Here is a 17,257-nt window from a genome sequence, read left to right on the forward strand (position 1 = left end):
AACAGGGTGGGGACATGTCTGGTGCAACGTCCGCGTCGCCGTCGCTGGCCGAGCGCAAGCGGGCGGCGACGCGACAGCGCATCGCCACGGCCGCAGCCCAGCTGGTCGCCAGCCGCGGCCTGGCCGGGGCCACCGTCGACCGCATCGCCGACACCGCCGACATCGGCCGGGCCACGTTCTTCCGCTATTTCAACTCCAAGGAAGACGCCGTCGCCGAGGGCATGAACGCCCACTGGCTGGACCGGATCACCGCGGCGCTGGCCGCCCAGCCGCCGCAGCTGACCGCCATCGAGGCGGTGATCGGCGCGTTCGGTGAGCTCGGCCGCGGCTCCGCCGAAATCGAGCCGCAGATCCGTGAATTGGCCACGCTGACAAGGTCATCCGAGACGCTGGACGCGTGGACACTGCACATCTATGTGCGCTACGAGTTGGCGATCGCCGAGCTCATCGCACCGAGGATGCCCGGGCTGACCGCGCAGGACCCGCGCCCGCGTCTGATCGGCGCGCTGGCCATGGCGGCGGTGCGCATCGCGCTCGACGACTGGCTGAGCCACGGGGGCTCCCTGCCCGGCCGGGTGAGAAAGGGGTTGGCCGCGCTGACGGTCGGCTGAACCGCTCAGCCTCCGGTGAGGGCCGCCACGATGAGCCGGGTAGTCCGTTCGGCTCGCCGGCGCGAGTAGGGTTGCGCGCCCGACAGGATCGGATACACCACCCCGCCGACGATCGCGTCTGCCGCCGATTCGGCGGTGGCCTCGTTGATGCCGTCGGCCAGCAGCCGGGCCCGCACGCTGTCATGCAGGGGCGCACTGAAGCCGGCGCGCAGTTTGACGGCGGTGTCCTCATGTTCCATGCAGGCGACGGTCAGCGTTCGCAGCATGGCCGCACCCCGCGGCGTCGTCAGGCTGGCGCACAGCTTGCCCACCCAGCCGACCAGGTCGGTGCTGAGGTTGCCGGTGTGGTTGACCGACGCGAGCAGCTTGTCGGCGTCTTCGAGCATGACGTCGGCGACCAGCGCGGGACGGGTGGGCCACCACCGGTAGATGGTCTGCTTGCCCACGCCGGCGCGGGCGGCGACCGCCTCGATGGTCAGGCCGTCGAACCCCCGCTCGAGCAGGAGTTCACGCGTAGCGGTGACGATCGCCGTGCGCGACTTCTCGCTGCGTCTCCTGGGTGAGCTCGCCGGCGTGCTCACCTGCGTGAGATCGCTTGGCATCTGGTGGTCCTCACTGCCGCGCTGGCCCGCTTTACATCTCCTGACTACCCCCGGTAGTCTGCCACAAGACGAGACGGTCCGTCTTGTCGACGCAGCGGGTCGCGGTTGCCAGAGTGGTGGCGCTGGGTCGCCGCCATCGGAGTCGGAAGGGTAGCAGTCCGTGCGGCCAACGTCAGTCACATCGCGCCCGCCCTCATGAGCCTGGGACTGACTCCGGAGCAGCAGGAACTCAGCGACGCCGTGGCGCAGTTCGCCGCCCGCAACGCTCCCATTGCCACGACGCGGGAGGGCTTCGACGACCTCGCGGCCGGACGCGTACCCGGGTGGTGGGACGCCTTGGTCGCCAACGGTTTTCACGCCGTGCATCTGCCCGAAGACCTCGGCGGCCAGGGCGGAGGGCCGATTGACGCCGCCTGCGTCCTGGAATCGGCGGGCAAGTCGCTGCTGCCCGGACCGCTGCTGCCGACGGTGACCGCCGGAGCCGTCGCGCTGCTCGCCGAACCGACGCCGCTCGCAGAGTCATTCCTGCGCGACCTGGCCTCCGGCGCCACCGCGGCGACCGTGCTTCCCGACGACAACCTTTCTGCCCGCTTCGACGGCGGGCGGTGGCGGGTCACCGGCGCCTCGCCGGTCACCCAGGGAGTGTGTGCGGCGCGCACGATCCTGCTCGGCGCCCAGAGCGACGACGGCGATGTCGTCTGGTTGCTGGTGGACCCCGAAAACCCGGCGGCCACAGTCGAACCCGTAACCGGCACCGACCTCGTCGCCGACGCCGGGATCCTGCGACTCGACGGCTACCGCGCGGCCGAGTCGGAGGTCCTCAGCGGCATCGACCCCGACCGCGCGCGGTGCGTCGCCGTCGGTCTGGTGGCCAGCACGATGGCCGGCATCGCGCAATGGTGCGTCGAGGCGGTCACCGCGCATCTACGCATCCGAGAACAGTTCGGCAAAGTGATCGGAACCTTCCAGGCGTTGCAACATAACGCCGCCATGCTGTTGGTCAACAGCGAACTTGCCACCGCGGCGGCCTGGGACGCGGTCCGCGCCGTCGACGAACCGCTCGACCAGCACCGCCTCGCGGCGGCCGGGGCGGCGACCATCGCGGTCTCGCCGATGCCGGACCTGGTGCTCGACGCACTGACGATGCTCGGGGCGATCGGTTTCACCTGGGAACACGACGTGCACCTGTACTGGCGGCGGGCCATCAGCCTGGCGGGATCGATAGGTCCGGCGAATCGCTGGGCGCGGCGGCTGGGCGAGCTCGCGTGCACGCAGACGCGCGACATGTCGGTGAATCTCGGCGACGCGGAATCGGAATTTCGTTCCTGGGTGGCCGAGACGCTGGATGCGGCAATGCAATTGCGCAACGACACGCCCGCGCCACACGGCGACTACGCGGACCAGGCCTCCGGACCGCAACGCACGTTGATCGCCGACGCCGGTCTGATGGCGCCGCACTGGCCGGCACCCTGGGGCGTCGGGGCGGATCCGTTGAAACAGCTCATCATCGACGAGGAGTTCGCCAAGCGGCCCGGGCTGGTTCGGCCATCGCTGAACATCGCCGAGTGGATCCTGCCGTCCGTAATGGTCGCCGCACCGAAAGACCTGCAGGAGAAGATGATTCCGCCGACCCAACGCGGCGAGATTCATTGGTGCCAGCTGTTCAGCGAGCCGGGTGCCGGCTCCGACCTCGCGTCGCTGACCACCCGGGCGACCAAGGTCGACGGCGGCTGGCGAATCAACGGCCACAAAATCTGGACGTCGTTGGCGCAGTACGCTGACCTGGGTGCACTGCTGGCCCGCACCGACCCCGAAGCCAGCAAGCACCGCGGCATCGGGTACTTCATCCTCGACATGCGATCGCCGGGCATCGAAATCCAGCCGATCAAGACGGCGACCGGGCAGGCCCACTTCAACGAGGTATTCCTCAACGACGTCTTCGTTCCCGACGAGATGCTGCTCGGCGGCCCGACCGACGGCTGGAGCCTCGCGATCGCGACGATGGCCGAAGAGCGTTCGGCCATCAGCGGATACGTCAAGTTCGACCGGGCCATCGCGCTCCGCCGCCTCGCCGCTCAACCCGGACAAGACCGCGACGACGCGCTGCGTGAGCTCGGCGAGCTCGACGCCTACACCAATGCGATCAGGGCGCTCGGGGTGCGCGAAACCATCCGGCTGCTCGACGGGCAGGCGTCGGGTCCGGCGTCCAGCATCGCCAAGGTCGCGATGAACGTGCTGCTGCGCCGGACCTTCCAGGCCACGCTGCAGTTGACCGGGCAGGTCGCGATGGTCGACGACCCCGACGCCGCGGTCGTGGAACCGTATCTGCATCTACCTGCCGAGCTGATCGGCGGGGGAACGAGGGAGATCCAGCTCAACATCATCGCGCAGATGATTCTCGGCCTACCCCGAAAATAAGGACACAGGATGGGATTACGCGGAGAAGCCGCGATCGTCGGATACGTCGAACTGCCGCCGGAACGCATGACCAAGGCGTCACCCGCGCCGTTCGCCATCGAACAGTGGGCGGAACTCGGCGCCGCCGCGCTGGACGACGCGGGCCTGCCCTTCGAGCTCGTCAACGGGATCGTCGCGTCGCACCTGGCCGAGTCGGAGATCTTCGTCCCCTCCACGATCGCCGAATACCTAGGTGTGGGAGCGAGATTCGCCGAGCACGTCGACCTCGGCGGGGCCAGCGCCGCCGCCATGGTGTGGCGGGCCGCCGCCGCCGTCGAACTGGGCATCTGCGACGCGGTGCTGTGCGCGCTGCCGGCCCGCTACATCACCCCGATGTCGCCGAAGAAGCCCAGATCGCTGGGCGACGCGTTGTATTTCGGTTCGTCGAGCAACCAATACGGTTCTCCGCAAGCCGAATTCGAAATCCCGTACGGGAACCTCGGCCAGAACGGCCCCTATGGCCAGGTGGCCCAGCGCTACGCGGCGGTGTACTGCTACGACGAGCGGGCCATGGCCAAGCTCGTCGTCGACACCCGGGTCAACGCCAACCACACCGAAGGCGCGATCTGGAAGGACAAGCCGCTCACCGTCGACGACGTGCTGGCCAGCCCGGTGATCGCCGACCCGCTGCACATGCTGGAGATCGTGATGCCCTGCGTCGGCGGGGCGGCGGTCGTCGTCGCCAGCGCGGACGTCGCCAAGCGGTCGCGCAATCGTCCGGTGTGGATCAAGGGATTCGGCGAACACGTTCCGTTCAAGACACCGACGTATGCCGAGGATCTGCTCAATACCCCGATCGCCGCCGCGGCCGACACCGCGTTCGCGATGACCGATCTGAGTCGAGACCAGATGGACATGGTCTCGATCTATGACTGCTACACCATCACCGTGCTGCTCTCGCTGGAGGACGCGGGCTTCTGCGAGAAGGGCAAGGGCATGGAATTCATCAACAACCATGACCTGACCTTCCGCGGCGACTTCCCCCTGAACACGGCCGGTGGGCAATTGGGTTTCGGCCAAGCGGGTTTGGCCGGCGGAATGCACCACGTCTGCGACGCCACCCGCCAGATCATGGGCCGCGCGGGTTCCGCGCAGATCGCCGACTGCAACCGGGCCTTCGTGTCCGGCAACGGCGGCATCCTGTCCGAGCAGACCACCCTGATTCTGCAAGGGGACTGACCGATGGAATTCGAACGACCGATGCCCGTCAAAACGCCCACCAGCGCCCCGTTTTGGGATGCGCTGGCGCAGCACCGCATCGTCATCCAGTATTCGCCGTCGTCACAGGCCTACGTGTTCTACCCGCGGGTGCGCGCGCCGCGCACCCTGGCCGACGACCTGGAGTGGCGGGAAATCTCCGGGATGGGGACCCTGTACTCGTACACGGTGGCCCATCGGCCGGTCAGTCCGCATTTCGCCGATGCCGTGCCCCAGCTGCTCGCCATCGTCGAATGGGACGAGGGCCCAAGGTTTTCCACCGAGATGGTCAACGTCGACCCGGCCCGCCTGAAGGTCGGGATGCGGGTGAAGCCGGTGTTCTGCGACTACCCCGAACACGAGGTCACGCTGCTGCGTTACGAGCCAGCCTAGGTCGACGACCGCACCACCAGGTGGGCGATGTCGGTCAGCTCGGGAGACGGTGGGGCGGGATGCCCCAGCCGCTCGAAGACCGCGGCAAGCGCGGCGTCGGCGACCGCGCAGGGATCGAATTGCACGGTGGTCAACGGCGGCGTGCTCACCATGCCCATCGGGCTGGCGTCGACGCCCATCACCGCCAGGTCGCCCGGACAGCGCAGCCGCGCTTGATGAATGCCGTACAGGACAAGGCAGGCGATCTCGTCGCTTTGCGCGCACACCGCGGTCACCCCGTCGCCCACCCAGCCGGTCACCACGTCGGCGGCGTTGTCCAGGGTGACCTCGTCGACCCGCACGGCGGGAAGGCCGCGCAATTGCGCCGCCCGTGACACACCCTCGAACCAGTAGTCACCCAGCGGGCGCCATCGGGCAATCCCGGTGTAGGCGAACGCGATCCGGCGATGGCCCCGCTCGACCAGGTGATCGACCCGCATCTCGCCCACGGACAGATGCGGGTCTTTGAGCGCGGGCAGGGTGCCGATTTCGATATGGGGGATGCCTGCGTTCGTCACCGCTTGCCGCGCGGCCGCACTCAGCGGGAACAGGCTGGTGACCGCGACGGGATCCAGATTCTCGATCGCGTCGACCACGTGCTGGTCGTCGTCGGTCTCGAAGATCTGCACCTGAAGAAAACCCTCGCGGGCCAGCGCGGTCGTCATCCTGCTGCCGGCCTGCATCGGCATCTCGCCGACGGCCACGTGCGGCACCACGTAGAGCACCACTCCGCTTTTGCCGCGCGCGAGGTTACGGGCGGCCAGGTTGGGCCGATAGCCCAGCAGTTTGGCCGCGCGGTATACCGCGTCGCGGGTTTCCGGGGAGATGCGGCGGCCCTGCGCGTTGTTGAGCACATAACTGACCGTGGCGGTGGACACGCTGGCCAGTCGGGCCACGTCGGCGGTGGTCGGACGCGCAGCTTTATTCGTGCTCAACTTCCGTTACCTTCCGGGCCCGGTCATGCCCCATCGTGGCACGGGCCGCCGATTGGCATCGCGCCGTCCCATCCCGGGCGTATGCGGCCCTCGACGGGAGGTGGACTAATAGTCCCTAGTCGCGTAGGGGCCGGAAGCCTACCCACTCCTTATGGGACACGCGGCTGCGCCGTTGCTGCGTCGCGGATTAAGCGGGATACGTCGGCATCCGTGCCCGGCGGCGCCGGTTGACACTGTGACTCACACCATTATCTACTAGTCACTATCTATCGACCGAGGAGCGCGGCATGAACAAGGACGATCTGATCCTGATCAGCGTGGACGATCACATCGCCGAGCCGGCCGACATGTTCGACGCCCACGTTCCCGCAACTTATAAGGACCGCGCGCCGCGGGTGGTCATCGAACCCGACGGCATCCAGCAGTGGTACTACGGCGAGATCCGCGGACGCAACATGGGACTGAACGCCGTCGCGGGAAAGCCACGCGAGATGTACAACATCGACGCCTCCCGCTACGACGAGATGCGGCCGGGTTGCTTCAACGTCGATGAGCGGGTGCGCGACATGAACGCCGGCGGCCAGCTGGCCGGGCTGAACTTCCCGAACTTCACCGGCTTCTCCGGCCAGGTCCTCAACCAGGGCCCCGACCGCGACACGAACCTGGTGATGATCAAGGCCTACAACGACTGGCACGTCGACGAATGGTGCGGAGCGTACCCGGGCCGATTCATCCCGTGCGGCATCCTGCCGCTGTTCGACGTGGCCGAGGCCGCCAAGGAGGTCAAACGGCTCGCCGACAAGGGCTGTCACGCCGTCACGTTCTCGGAGAACCCAGAGGCGTTGCAAATGCCCAGCATTCACACCAAGTACTGGTATCCGTTGTTCGAGGCCGTCTGTGAAAGCAACACGGTGCTGTGCACCCATGTGGGCTCCGCGTCGCGCTCGCCGCAGGTGTCCACGGACGCCCCGCCCAGCGTGCAGATGACCGCCTCGTCGATGATGAGCATGTTCACGTTCACCGAACTCATCTGGGCGGAGTTCTGGGCCGACTTCCCGCAGTTGAAGTTCTCGCTGACCGAGGGCGACGTCGGCTGGATCCCGTACTTCCTCTGGCGGGCCGAGCACGTCTACAACCGGCACTCGGGTTGGACGCTGGCATCTTTCCCGCCGGGATACGACGGGCCGACCGACGTGTTCAAGCGGCACTTCTATACTTGCTTCATCAGCGACAAAGTCGGTGTGCAGAACATGAATTGGTTCAACGAGGACATGCTGTGCTGGGAGTCCGACTTCCCGCACTCCGACAGCAACTGGCCCTTCGCCCCTGAGGACATCGTCGCCACCATGGGCCACCTCGACGACGCGGTCATCGACAAGATCACCCACCAAAACGCCATGGCCGCATACTCGTTCGACCCGTTCCGATATATCCCGAAGGAGCATGCACGGGCCGGCTACCTCCGCGCACAGGCCACCGATGTCGACGTGGTCACCCATGTAGGCCGGCAGGCCAGCCAGCGCGACCGGGACGCATGGACGCGGATGACGCAGTTCGCCCTGCAGGCGCAGGCCTCGGCGCAGGCGCCGGTCACGGTCGAGGTGTCCGGCATCGCCGGGCGCGCCACCACCCTGGGCAACTGAGCGTGGCAGCCGAGGCGCCGTTCGCGGACTGGCGCGTGCTGGAGTTGTGCAACGGCCTGGCGGCGTCCTATTGCGGCAAGATGTTCGCCGACGCCGGCGCAGACGTGGTGAAAGTCGAATCACCACGGGGTGATTCGCTGCGCCGCTGGTCGGCGGGCGGACCTCCCGGTGCGCTGTTCGGCTACCTGGCCGCGGGCAAGAAGTCGGTCGTCAATCACGGCCAGGCCGAGATCACCTCGCTGCTGGCCGGCACCGACCTCGTGCTCACCGACCTCACCGACGGCTGGACACTGGACAACATCACCGCCCACACCGCCGCGTCGGCGGTCGTCGTGGCCATCACACCATTCGGCACCACCGGCCCCTACGTCGAAAACCAGGTCGTCGCCAACGAATTCATCCTGCAGGCGTTGTGCGGATCGATCGCCGGACGCGGCTGGCCGGACGACGAGCCGGTGCAAGCCGGCGGCCGGCTCGGCGAGTGGCTGGCGGGCACCTTCGCGGCGGCGGTCGCCGCGGCTTCGGCCAGGCATGCCGCCCGCAGCGGCCGCGGCGAGGTCATCGACGTTTCGACATACGAGGCGATGGCGATCGCCATGGGCGGCCTGTCCGCCATGTCGGCCAGCGTGCTGGGCGCAGATTCGCTGCTGCACGAACGCAGCCTGGAGCTGCCCTCGATCGTTCCGACGGCCGACGGCATGGTCGGCTTCTGCACCATCACCGCGCAGCAGTTCCAGGACTTCCTGGTGATGATCGAGCGCGCCGATCTGGTCGACGACGCCGAACTGGCCTCATTCGCCGGCCGGGTCGAGCGCCGCGACGAGTTCCTGGGCATGGTCACCGAATGGACCGGGAGCCGAACCACCCAGGAGATCGTCGATCTCGCGGTGGCATTCCGGATCCCGGTCGCCCCCATCGCGACTCCCGAGATGCTGCCCAAGATCGACCACTTCGTGGAACGCGGCGTCTTCGCCGAATCGCCGGCCGGGGTGCTGGCCCCGCGGGTGCCGTATCGCAGCGACGCGATAGCGACCGGGGCGCCGGCAGAACCGCCGCAACTCGGCGCCGATACCGGGAGCGTGCGGTGGCCCGCGCGCCCCGAATCGCCGCGCGCCGCCGACGCCGACGCACTGCCGTTGTCCGACATCCGGGTCACCGACTTCACCGCGTTCTGGGCCGGGCCGGTCGCCACCCAGCTGCTGGGTGCCCTGGGCGCCGACGTGATCAAGATCGAGGGCGTGCGCCGGCCTGACGGCATGCGGTTCTCCGCCGGCCGCCCACCCGACTGGGACCAATGGTGGGAATGGGGCCCGGTGTTCTTGTGCAGCAACAACAACAAGCGCGGCGTCAGCATCGAACTCGGCACCGACGCCGGACGAAAGCTCGCCCTCGAACTCATCGCCGCGAGCGATCTCGTCGTCGAGAACTTCTCACCCCGGGTGATGGCGAACTTCGGCCTGGAATTCGACGCGGTGCGTGCGGCCAACCCGCGGGCGATCATGGTCCGGATGCCGGCGTTCGGCCTCGACGGCCCGTGGCGAGATCGGGTCGGCTTCGCGCAGACGATGGAACAGGCCACCGGCATGGCGTGGATGACCGGACACGCCGATGGCCCACCGGTGATCCCGCGCGGTGTCTGCGACCCGATCGCCGGCCTGCACGCCGCCTTCGCCGCCGTCGCGGCGCTGGCGATCCGCGACCGCCGCGGCACCGGAATGCAGGTGGAGTCCACCATGGTCGAGGCCGCCCTGAACGTGGCGGCCGAAATGCTGGTCGAGTATTCCCGCAACGGGATCGCGATGCGCCGCAATGGAAACCGCGGCCCGGGCGCCTATCCCCAGGGCGTCTACCGCTGCCGCGGCGACGACGAGTGGGTCGCGCTGGCCGCGATGGACGCGGCCGCCCGCTCGTCGCTGGCCAGCCTCCTCGGCCAGCCCGGGCTGGAGGAAACCGGCTGGGCCGAGCGGGCCGACGACATCGACAAACTCATCGCCGCCTGGGCCGCGGGGCGATCGGTGGCCGAGGCCGTCGAGGCGTTGCGCGCTGGCGGCGTGGCCGCGGCGCGGGTCACCCCGGCCGCGGCGCTGCTGACCGATCCGCAGCTGCGGGCCCGCGGCTTCTGGGAGACCGTCGACCACCCCGTCGCGGGCTCCTTCCTTTGCACCGGAATGCCTTTCGCGTTCCTCGGCAGGCCGCGGCGCTGGATACGGCGGGTGCCGCCGCTGTACGGCCAGCACACCGATGAGGTGCTGACCGACGTTTTGGGGCACAGCCCGGACGAGCTGGCCGGCCTGCGGCAATCGGGAGCCATCAGCGCCCGGCCGGCGGGCCTGTGACATGGCCGTCAGCCTGTGCGTGCCGCCCCGCGCCGGCGAGCTGTGTGCGCCGGTGCGCTTCCTGGTGCGCCAGGACTCGGTGGTGATGGAGCTGACCGCTCGGCACCGCATCACCAGCGTCGAATGGGACGACGACGAACACGCCGTCGCGATGGTCGTCGAGATCACCGACCCGCAGACGGCGCGGCCGGTGGACGTGCGCATCGATGTCCTGGAACTGGATTCGGCGGCCGAAACCGAGAACGCCGACACACACGGCACGATCATCGGCACCATCACCCGCGACGGGCGGCAATACCAGGTCCGCGGCACCTACCTGGGTGTGGTCGCGGACGAAAACTGAAGGGCTGCAACGGAATGGACTGTCAATGACGGCGGCGAAGCGCACCGCGGCGATCGTCGGAGTGCACAACACCCGGCAGGGGCGCCGCCTGGACGGCGAAACCTCGCGCGGCCTGGCGATCAAGGCGATCCTGGGCGCGCTCGACGACGCCGGCCTAACCCTGGACGACGTCGACGGCATCAGCGCGAGCCCGCACTCGACCTCGTTGATCTACGACCTGCGGATCGGGCCGGCCTGGCAGGGCCTGGCGTTCGGGGTGGGCATGATCACCGAGGCGGTCACCGCCATCGAGCACGGCATGGCCGACGTGGTGGTGCTGGTCGCGGCGCAGGCCGGCGAGTACCGCGACCACGAGGCCACCGCGCCGTGGACCCGGCCCGAGAACGAATTCGTGGCCCCCTGGGGCATGTTCACCACCGCGGAGTTCGCGCTCATCGCGCGGCGCCACATGCATGTCTATGGCACGACGCGCGAACAACTTTCGATGGTGGCGGCGACGATCCGCAACAACGGCTCACGCAATCCCGAAGCCGTCTACTACGACCGTGGTCCGTTCGCCCCGGAGGACATCACCGCGTCGCGGCCCATCGCCGACCCGTTCCATCTGCTGGATTGCGCCACCACCTCCGAGGGAGGGTGTGCGCTGGTTATTGCCAACGTCGATGCCGTCGACGTTGCGGGCCAACCCATCTACGTGCTGGGCAGTGGCGCGGACTTCCACGGTCCGTCCTATCAGCATCCGCCCGCGTACGATCTCGCCGGGCGGCGCGGGGATCACGTCAACGGTGTGGTGGGGCGGCGCGCCGCCGACTGCGCGTTCAACCACGCCAGACTGCGCCGCGACGACGTCGACGTGCTGGAGCTCTACGACCCGTTCTCGTTCGAAATCATCCGTCAGCTCGAGGCTTTCGGCTTCTGCGGTGACGGCGAGGGCGGCCCGTTCGTGGCCGACGGTCACATCGCCATCGACGGCAGCCATCCCATCACCACCGACGGGGGGACCATGTCGTTCAGCCACGCGGGCGCCAATCCGCAGATGATGCAGCGGGCCATCCGCGCGGTGCAACAGCTGCGCGGAGCGGCCGGCGATCTCCAGGTCCCCGACGCGCATGTCGCGTTGTGCAGTAACGGGGGAGCCGGGGCCCTGTTCACGACGGTGCTGATCCTGGGAGACGAACCACGATGACCTCCGATCCGTTGCGGCCCCAGACCGGGCCCGTCCCGCACGCGAGCAGCCACGTCAGCCGGCCGTTCTGGGAAGGCTGCCGGTCCCATGAGCTGCGCTACCAGCGGTGCGCGGCTTGCGGATCGGCGAACTTCCCGCCGACCGAGCATTGCCGCCAATGCCTTTCGGAGAACCTGCGCTGGCAGCCGGGCGGCGGCCGCGGCGAGATCTACAGCTGGACGGTCGTATATCGGCCGGTCACAGCGGAATTCGAGCCGCCCTACGCCCCGGCCATCATCACCCTGGACGAGGGCTACCAGATGCTGACCAACGTCGTCGGCGTAGCACCGGAGGACCTGGACGTCGGCCTGCGGGTACGCGTGGAGTTCCACGCCACCGGGCCCGACGTCACGCTGCCATACTTCACCGGCGCGGAGACGGACAGCTCGTGAGCCCCAGGACCACCAATGGCCTGCCGGTCACGGCCTACCTGGTGCTGGGGGTGCTGGCGGCCAACGACGAGCAACTCACCGCCGGCGAGATCAAGATGCGCGCGGAACTGTCGGTCGGGCACTTCTATTGGTCCCCGTCGGTCAGCCACGTGCGGCGCGAACTGACCCGCCTCCTGCAGCGGGGCATGGTCAGCGAGACCGGCGCGCAATCCGGCAAGCGCGCCATCACCTTGTACGAGACCACCGATGCCGGCCTCGACGCGCTGCGCCGCTGGGTCCAGCACTTCCCGGGCCAGGAACAGGTGGTCATCAAACACCCCGTCATCCTCAAAACCTGGCTGGCCCGCGGAGAGGACCCCGAGCACGTCCTCGACACGTTGGACCGGCATCTGGAAGCGACCCGGGCCCGGCTGGACGAGGCGCTGTGGTCTCGGCAGCGGTCGGTCGAGCTCGGCATCACCGAGGACCCCGAGCAACGCTACTCGTTTGCGGTGTTGGACTACGCGATTCGCGGGCTGTACGCGGAAATCTCCAACATCTCGCAACTGCGTGACGAGATCGCCGCCGGCACAGCCCGAGACCCGGTCAGACGGGTGCGACGGTCGAAGGGGCAGATCCGGCGCCGGGCACCGAGAAGCCCGGCGTAACCGATGGTGGCGACCCGCCGCACCCGGCTCCGCCGCCCGTGCGCTCGCCACTGACCGTGTAGGCGGTGCCCCGTGGTTCGCGCTCCCACAGCACCTCTCCCGGCCCGACGGCCGTTCCCTGAGCGATCAACTGGCGCTTGAGCACCTTGTGCGTCGCGGTGCTGGGCAAGTCGGCCGCGATGCGGACGAAGCGCGGGCGGGCCTTGGGGGACAGGTCGGGCTGCGCGTCCAGGAACGCTTCGAATTCGGCGGGCGCAAGGGTGCGGCCGTCGTTGAGGACGATCGAGGCCATCACCTGATCGCCGACGTGACCGTCCGCGACGGCATAAACCGCGATCCGGTTGATCGCGCTGTGGCGCAACAGAATACGCTCGATCGGCGCCGCGGCCAGGTTCTCGCCGTCCACCCGCATCCAGTCCGCGGTGCGCCCGGCCAGGTAGATCCAGCCGTCGGCGTCGCGGTACGCCAGGTCCCCGGACCAGTACATGCCGTGGCGCATGCGTTCGGCGTTGGCGTCCGGGTCGTTGTAGTAGCCGGTGAAGAAACCCGAACCCGCCGTGTTGACCAACTCGCCGATCGCTTCGTCGGCATTGGCCAGCGCCCCGTCGGCATCGAACCGGGCGACCGCACATTCGGTGACGGTGTCGCTGTTGTAGATCGCGATACCGTCCATGCCTTTGCCGATCGAGCCCTTCGGGGTGCCTTCTTCGCGGATCACGATGACGGCATTCTCGGTGGAGCCGAAGCCGTCCTCGACCTGCACACCGAAGCGGCGGGCGAATTCGTCGATGTCCTTGTCGTTGGCCTCGTTGCCGAAGGCCACCCGCAGGGGATTGTCGGCGTCGTCGTCGCGTTCGGCCGTGGCGAGGATGTAGGCCAGCGGCTTCCCGACGTAGTTCATGTAGGTGGCGCCGTGGCGGCGGATGTCGTCGAGGAAACTGCTCGCCGAGAACTTCGCCGGCACCATGGCGGCGCCGGAGCACACCGCGGGCGCCCACCCGGCGACAACCGCGTTGGAGTGAAACAGCGGCATCGAGACGTAGCAGGTGTCCTGTTCGGTGAGGGCGAAGCGCTGGACCAGGTTGAGTCCGGCGAACGTCGCCATGAGGTGTGATACCTGCACCGCCTTGGGATTTCCGCTCGTCCCGGAGGTGAAGATCATCATGAAAGCGTCCATCGCGGTCACCTCGCGGTGCGGCTTGAGCTCACCGGCGGCGTCGACGAATTCGCTCCATTGCGGTGTCGAGGAGTCGAGGATCTGCGTGCCGCCAAGGTCCAAGCCGTCCAGCAGCGGCCGGTGTTCGGCGTCGGTGACCACGAACTGGCAGTCCGCGCGCCGGATATCGGCGGCCAGCGCGTCACCGCGCCGGGTGGTGTTGAGTCCGCACAGGACGTAGCCGCCGAGCCCGGCCGCCGCCATCTGGCTGACCATCTCGGGGGTGTTGCCCAGCAGGGCGCCGATGTGCATCGGCCGCTGCTGATCGGCGGCGGCCAGCAGGGCGGCGGCCCGCGCCGCGGCGCCCGCCAGATACTGGCGCCAAGTCCATTGCAGGTCACGGTATTTCACCGCGACCGCGGGGTCGTTCAGGCGCTTGCGCAGCAGCGCCTGAATCGTGTCGTCAGCCATCGGTCGAATCCACCTTCACTCCGCCCGCACTACGAGACGAGACGGTGCGTCTTATAGTAGCGGGCGGTTCAGCTCCGCCAAGCCGCAGCGGCAGGCAGTGCCGGTGGGCGCCTACCCCGCACCATCTCGCGTTGTGGAAATTTTCATGCCCATTTCGCCCAGGATTCCCGATCGCGGTCCGCGTGTATAGCCGGTCCGTTCGCATTCAACGGCCATCATTGCCTCATGCTCTTTGAGTTGCACAGGTCGCTGATCCTGCTGAGGAATCGAGCGCGCGAATATCGCCTCGAAGTCGCACAATCGCGGTCGAGGGGCGTCTCCGGCCGGCGGCGGCCCCGCGGCCGGTCGGCTCCGCCGAAAGACCACGACCAAAGCTGATGCCGCTCAACGCCGTTGGCAATTGGGGCCCTCGCCCGTCGACTGCCTAACCGCCCACCATCATCAGGCCGCCGTCTACGGCCAGCAGCTGACCGGTGATGAAGCCGGAGCCGGGGCCGGCCAGGAAAACCAGCATCGGGCCGACGTCGCGGGCGGGCTCACCGAGCGTGCCGCCGAGCGGGATCATCATCTGCATCTGCTGGTCGATCAGGGCAGCGGCGTCCGGGCCGAGAAAATCGCGGAGCCGGTCGGCGCCCGCCGTCTGCACCGCGGGCGCGAGGGCGTTGACGGTGATGTTGTCGGAGGCCCAGGCCTTGGCGGCCGACCGCGTCCACGCCTGCACCGCGCCCTTGGTGGCGGCGTAGACGGCCGAGATCGGGCTGCCCATCACGGCTTCGGATGAGCCGAAGTTGATGATGCGACCGCCCTTGGGCTCTTGGTCTTTCATCACCCCGTAGGCGGCCTGGTTGGTGAGGATGGTCGCCTTGATGTTGGTGTCCAACAGGAATGAGATGTCGTCGGCGCCGATGTAGCCGGGAATCCCCGCCTGCCACAGCCCGGCGGCGTTCACCAGCACGTCGAGTCCACCGAGGTGCTGCGCCGCCTCGCCGACCATCGCCGAGACGGCCTCGGCCTCGCGCACGTCGCACTGCAACCATTCGGCCGTCAGGCCGTCCGGCGGTGGCGTCTGGTGATAGGTCGCGGCGACCCTGGCCCCCGCCTCCGTCAGGACCGAGACGGCGGCCGCGCCGATACCGCTGGCGCCGCCGGTGACCAGGATTCGCCTGCCGAACAGGGGAGACGTCGCATCTGACATGGGCAAGACGCTACCGCGACCGGAGGTTTCCGCCGCGGCGGCATCAGGCAGGTCAGGTGCGCACCGCGATCGTCGAGAGCAGATCGGCGAGCCGGTCGGGCTGGTCGACCATGGAAAAGGTCCTGGCCCCGGCGATCACTTCGAGGCGGGCGTTGGGAATGGTCGCGGCCAGCCGCGCCCCGTCTTCCTGCTCGAAGAACACGTCGTCGGCCGACCACGCGATGAGCGTCGGCTTGTCGAAGTCGTACAGCCTGGCCGCCACCGTCGTCGTCACCTCGGTGCGCATCGAAAGCGTGAACTGCCGCAGGTCTTCGGCGACCGCGGGCAGCGACAGCGCCGGGCGCACCCAGAGTGCGGTGAGCTCGTCGATGTTGCTGTGCGCCAGGCCGTTGAACGCGCGGGCGCGTACGACCGGTGCGCGCACCGCTTGAATCGCGGTGCGGAACAACGTCTTCGACTTGGCCGCCACCAGCAGTGGCCGCAGGATCGGCGGCGGAAAGTGTTCGAACGCATCGCAACTCGTGAGCACCAGCGCGCCCAGTCGCTCGCGATGATGCACGGCCACCAGCTGGGTGACGACGCCGCCGGTGTCGTTGCCCACCAGCACCACGTCGCGCAGGTCGAGCGCGGTGAGCACTTCGGCGACCATGCCGGCAACACCGGTGATGGTCTGGTCGGCGCCGCGGCGCAGTGGCTCCGGATGCGCGCCCAACGGCCAGGTCGGCGCGATGCAGCGCAGACCGCGGGCGGCAAGGCGCTCACTGACCTGGCGCCACAATTGTCCGCCCATCATGTAGCCGTGCACGAAGACCACCGGCCTGCCGTCCTCGGGTCCGGTTGCTTCGTAATGGATGGTTCCGGCACTAATGTCGATCGTCGACATAGCAAACTCCTACTTCAGAGATACACTTACAAACAGGCTGCATGTTCGTAAGTTACCAACAGGTTGTATGGAAAGCAAGAGACGGACCCAGGAAGAGCGCTCCGCGGCGACCCGCGACGCGCTGATTGCGGCTGCGCGCAAGTTGTGGGGGCTGCGGGGCTACGCCGACGTCGGGACGCCGGAGATCGCCTCCGCCGCGGGGGTGACCCGCGGTGCGATGTATCACCAATTCGCCGACAAGGCAGCATTATTCCGCGAGGTCGTCGAGGTCGTCGAGCAGGATGTGATGGCGCGGATGGCCATCGTGGTGGCCGAGTCCGGGGCCACCACACCCACCGAGGCGGTCCGGGCCGCGGTCGACGCGTGGCTCGACGTCTCCGGCGATCCCGAGGTGCGCCAGCTGATCCTGTTGGATGCGCCGAGCGTGCTCGGCTGGGCCGAATTCCGTGATGTCGCGCAGCGATACAGCCTCGGCATGACCGAGCAGATGCTCAGCGAGGCCATCCGGGCCGGCGAACTGGCCGAGCAGCCGGTGCGGCCTTTGGCCCACGTGCTGATCGGCGCGCTCGACGAGGCGGCCATGGTGATCGCCACCGCCGACGACCCGCAACGGACCCGTCGAGAAGTCGGTCAGGTGCTGCACCGGCTCATCGGCGCGATGTTCGACGCTCGGTGACACCCGCCGGCAGTTTGCTGAGCTTCCGAATATCGGGCTGCTCACGCGTCGATGGT

At 68.3% G+C, this 17,257-nt stretch carries 16 protein-coding genes; 11 read left to right on the plus strand and 5 right to left on the minus strand.

Annotated elements, in window-relative coordinates; genetic code table 11:
- Window positions 1–14: 14 nt before the first annotated feature.
- Window positions 15–611 (plus strand): TetR family transcriptional regulator, encoded by a 597-nt coding sequence (locus A5732_RS03055; protein ID WP_076100569.1) that lies wholly within the window; start codon window positions 15–17, stop codon window positions 609–611.
- Between the two features lie 5 nt (window positions 612–616).
- Here the strand turns inward: A5732_RS03055 and A5732_RS03060 are convergent, their stop codons facing one another.
- Entirely contained in the window at window positions 617–1,213 is a 597-nt protein-coding gene (locus A5732_RS03060) for a TetR/AcrR family transcriptional regulator (RefSeq protein ID WP_076100572.1), read from the minus strand.
- Window positions 1,214–1,408: 195 nt separating this feature from the next.
- Between A5732_RS03060 and A5732_RS03065 the strand changes: the two genes are divergently transcribed.
- Genes A5732_RS03065 through A5732_RS03075 form a run of 3 tightly spaced genes read left to right on the plus strand, consistent with a single transcriptional unit; the run spans window position 1,409 to window position 5,260 of the window.
- Window positions 1,409–3,631 carry an acyl-CoA dehydrogenase gene (locus tag A5732_RS03065; protein WP_076052826.1) on the plus strand — a complete coding sequence of 741 codons (2,223 nt, stop codon included), beginning with the start codon at window positions 1,409–1,411 and terminating at the stop codon, window positions 3,629–3,631.
- A gap of 9 nt (window positions 3,632–3,640) precedes the next feature.
- The gene (locus tag A5732_RS03070; RefSeq protein WP_076100574.1) at window positions 3,641–4,849 is read left to right on the plus strand and encodes a thiolase family protein; all 1,209 of its coding nucleotides are present in this window, start codon (window positions 3,641–3,643) and stop codon (window positions 4,847–4,849) included.
- A 3-nt stretch (window positions 4,850–4,852) separates the two neighbouring features.
- A complete protein-coding gene (locus tag A5732_RS03075) occupies window positions 4,853–5,260 on the plus strand; it encodes a Zn-ribbon domain-containing OB-fold protein (protein ID WP_076100577.1) in 408 nt (135 codons plus the stop codon).
- On the opposite strand, the gene A5732_RS03080 is transcribed toward A5732_RS03075, so the two are convergent.
- The gene (locus tag A5732_RS03080; RefSeq protein WP_076052828.1) at window positions 5,257–6,234 is read right to left on the minus strand and encodes a LacI family DNA-binding transcriptional regulator; all 978 of its coding nucleotides are present in this window, start codon (window positions 6,232–6,234) and stop codon (window positions 5,257–5,259) included. The genes A5732_RS03075 and A5732_RS03080 overlap by 4 nt on opposite strands.
- 287 nt (window positions 6,235–6,521) lie before the next feature.
- Between A5732_RS03080 and A5732_RS03085 the strand changes: the two genes are divergently transcribed.
- From A5732_RS03085 to A5732_RS03110, 6 genes are read left to right on the plus strand one after another with little or no spacing between them, the layout of a single operon-like run.
- The gene (locus A5732_RS03085) at window positions 6,522–7,877 is read left to right on the plus strand and encodes an amidohydrolase family protein (protein ID WP_076100579.1); all 1,356 of its coding nucleotides are present in this window, start codon (window positions 6,522–6,524) and stop codon (window positions 7,875–7,877) included.
- A gap of 2 nt (window positions 7,878–7,879) precedes the next feature.
- Window positions 7,880–10,213: a CaiB/BaiF CoA-transferase family protein gene (locus tag A5732_RS03090; RefSeq protein ID WP_076100581.1), complete on the plus strand. Its 2,334-nt coding sequence runs from the start codon at window positions 7,880–7,882 to the stop codon at window positions 10,211–10,213.
- Window position 10,214: 1 nt separating this feature from the next.
- On the plus strand, window positions 10,215–10,556 hold the full coding sequence (locus tag A5732_RS03095; protein WP_076100583.1) for a hypothetical protein: 342 nt from the start codon (window positions 10,215–10,217) through the stop codon (window positions 10,554–10,556).
- Between the two features lie 25 nt (window positions 10,557–10,581).
- Window positions 10,582–11,742, plus strand: coding sequence for a thiolase family protein (locus A5732_RS03100; protein WP_076100585.1), 1,161 nt, complete (start codon window positions 10,582–10,584; stop codon window positions 11,740–11,742).
- Window positions 11,739–12,173, plus strand: a complete 435-nt coding sequence (locus A5732_RS03105) for a Zn-ribbon domain-containing OB-fold protein (RefSeq protein ID WP_064953412.1) — start codon at window positions 11,739–11,741, stop codon at window positions 12,171–12,173. The genes A5732_RS03100 and A5732_RS03105 overlap by 4 nt, the downstream gene beginning before the upstream one ends.
- Window positions 12,170–12,820 carry a PadR family transcriptional regulator gene (locus A5732_RS03110; protein ID WP_076100587.1) on the plus strand — a complete coding sequence of 217 codons (651 nt, stop codon included), beginning with the start codon at window positions 12,170–12,172 and terminating at the stop codon, window positions 12,818–12,820. The genes A5732_RS03105 and A5732_RS03110 overlap by 4 nt, the downstream gene beginning before the upstream one ends.
- Here A5732_RS03110 and fadD1 read toward each other — a convergent pair.
- The 3 genes from fadD1 to A5732_RS03125 all read right to left on the minus strand — a co-directional run bounded on the left by fadD1 (window position 12,759) and on the right by A5732_RS03125 (window position 16,525).
- Entirely contained in the window at window positions 12,759–14,447 is a 1,689-nt protein-coding gene (gene fadD1, locus A5732_RS03115) for a fatty-acid--CoA ligase FadD1 (RefSeq protein ID WP_076100590.1), read from the minus strand. The two genes, A5732_RS03110 and fadD1, sit on opposite strands and share 62 nt — an antisense overlap.
- Window positions 14,448–14,871: 424 nt before the next feature.
- Complete coding sequence (locus A5732_RS03120; protein ID WP_076100593.1) at window positions 14,872–15,642, minus strand: SDR family NAD(P)-dependent oxidoreductase; 771 nt, start codon at window positions 15,640–15,642, stop codon at window positions 14,872–14,874.
- Between the two features lie 52 nt (window positions 15,643–15,694).
- Window positions 15,695–16,525 (minus strand): alpha/beta fold hydrolase, encoded by an 831-nt coding sequence (locus A5732_RS03125; RefSeq protein WP_064953408.1) that lies wholly within the window; start codon window positions 16,523–16,525, stop codon window positions 15,695–15,697.
- A 67-nt stretch (window positions 16,526–16,592) separates the two neighbouring features.
- Between A5732_RS03125 and A5732_RS03130 the strand changes: the two genes are divergently transcribed.
- Window positions 16,593–17,201, plus strand: a complete 609-nt coding sequence (locus A5732_RS03130) for a TetR/AcrR family transcriptional regulator (protein ID WP_076052837.1) — start codon at window positions 16,593–16,595, stop codon at window positions 17,199–17,201.
- Window positions 17,202–17,257: the final 56 nt, after the last annotated feature.

The sequence above is a fragment of the Mycobacterium colombiense genome (genome assembly GCF_001953985.1).
In the GTDB taxonomy this organism is placed as follows: Bacteria; Actinomycetota; Actinomycetes; order Mycobacteriales; family Mycobacteriaceae; genus Mycobacterium; species Mycobacterium colombiense_B.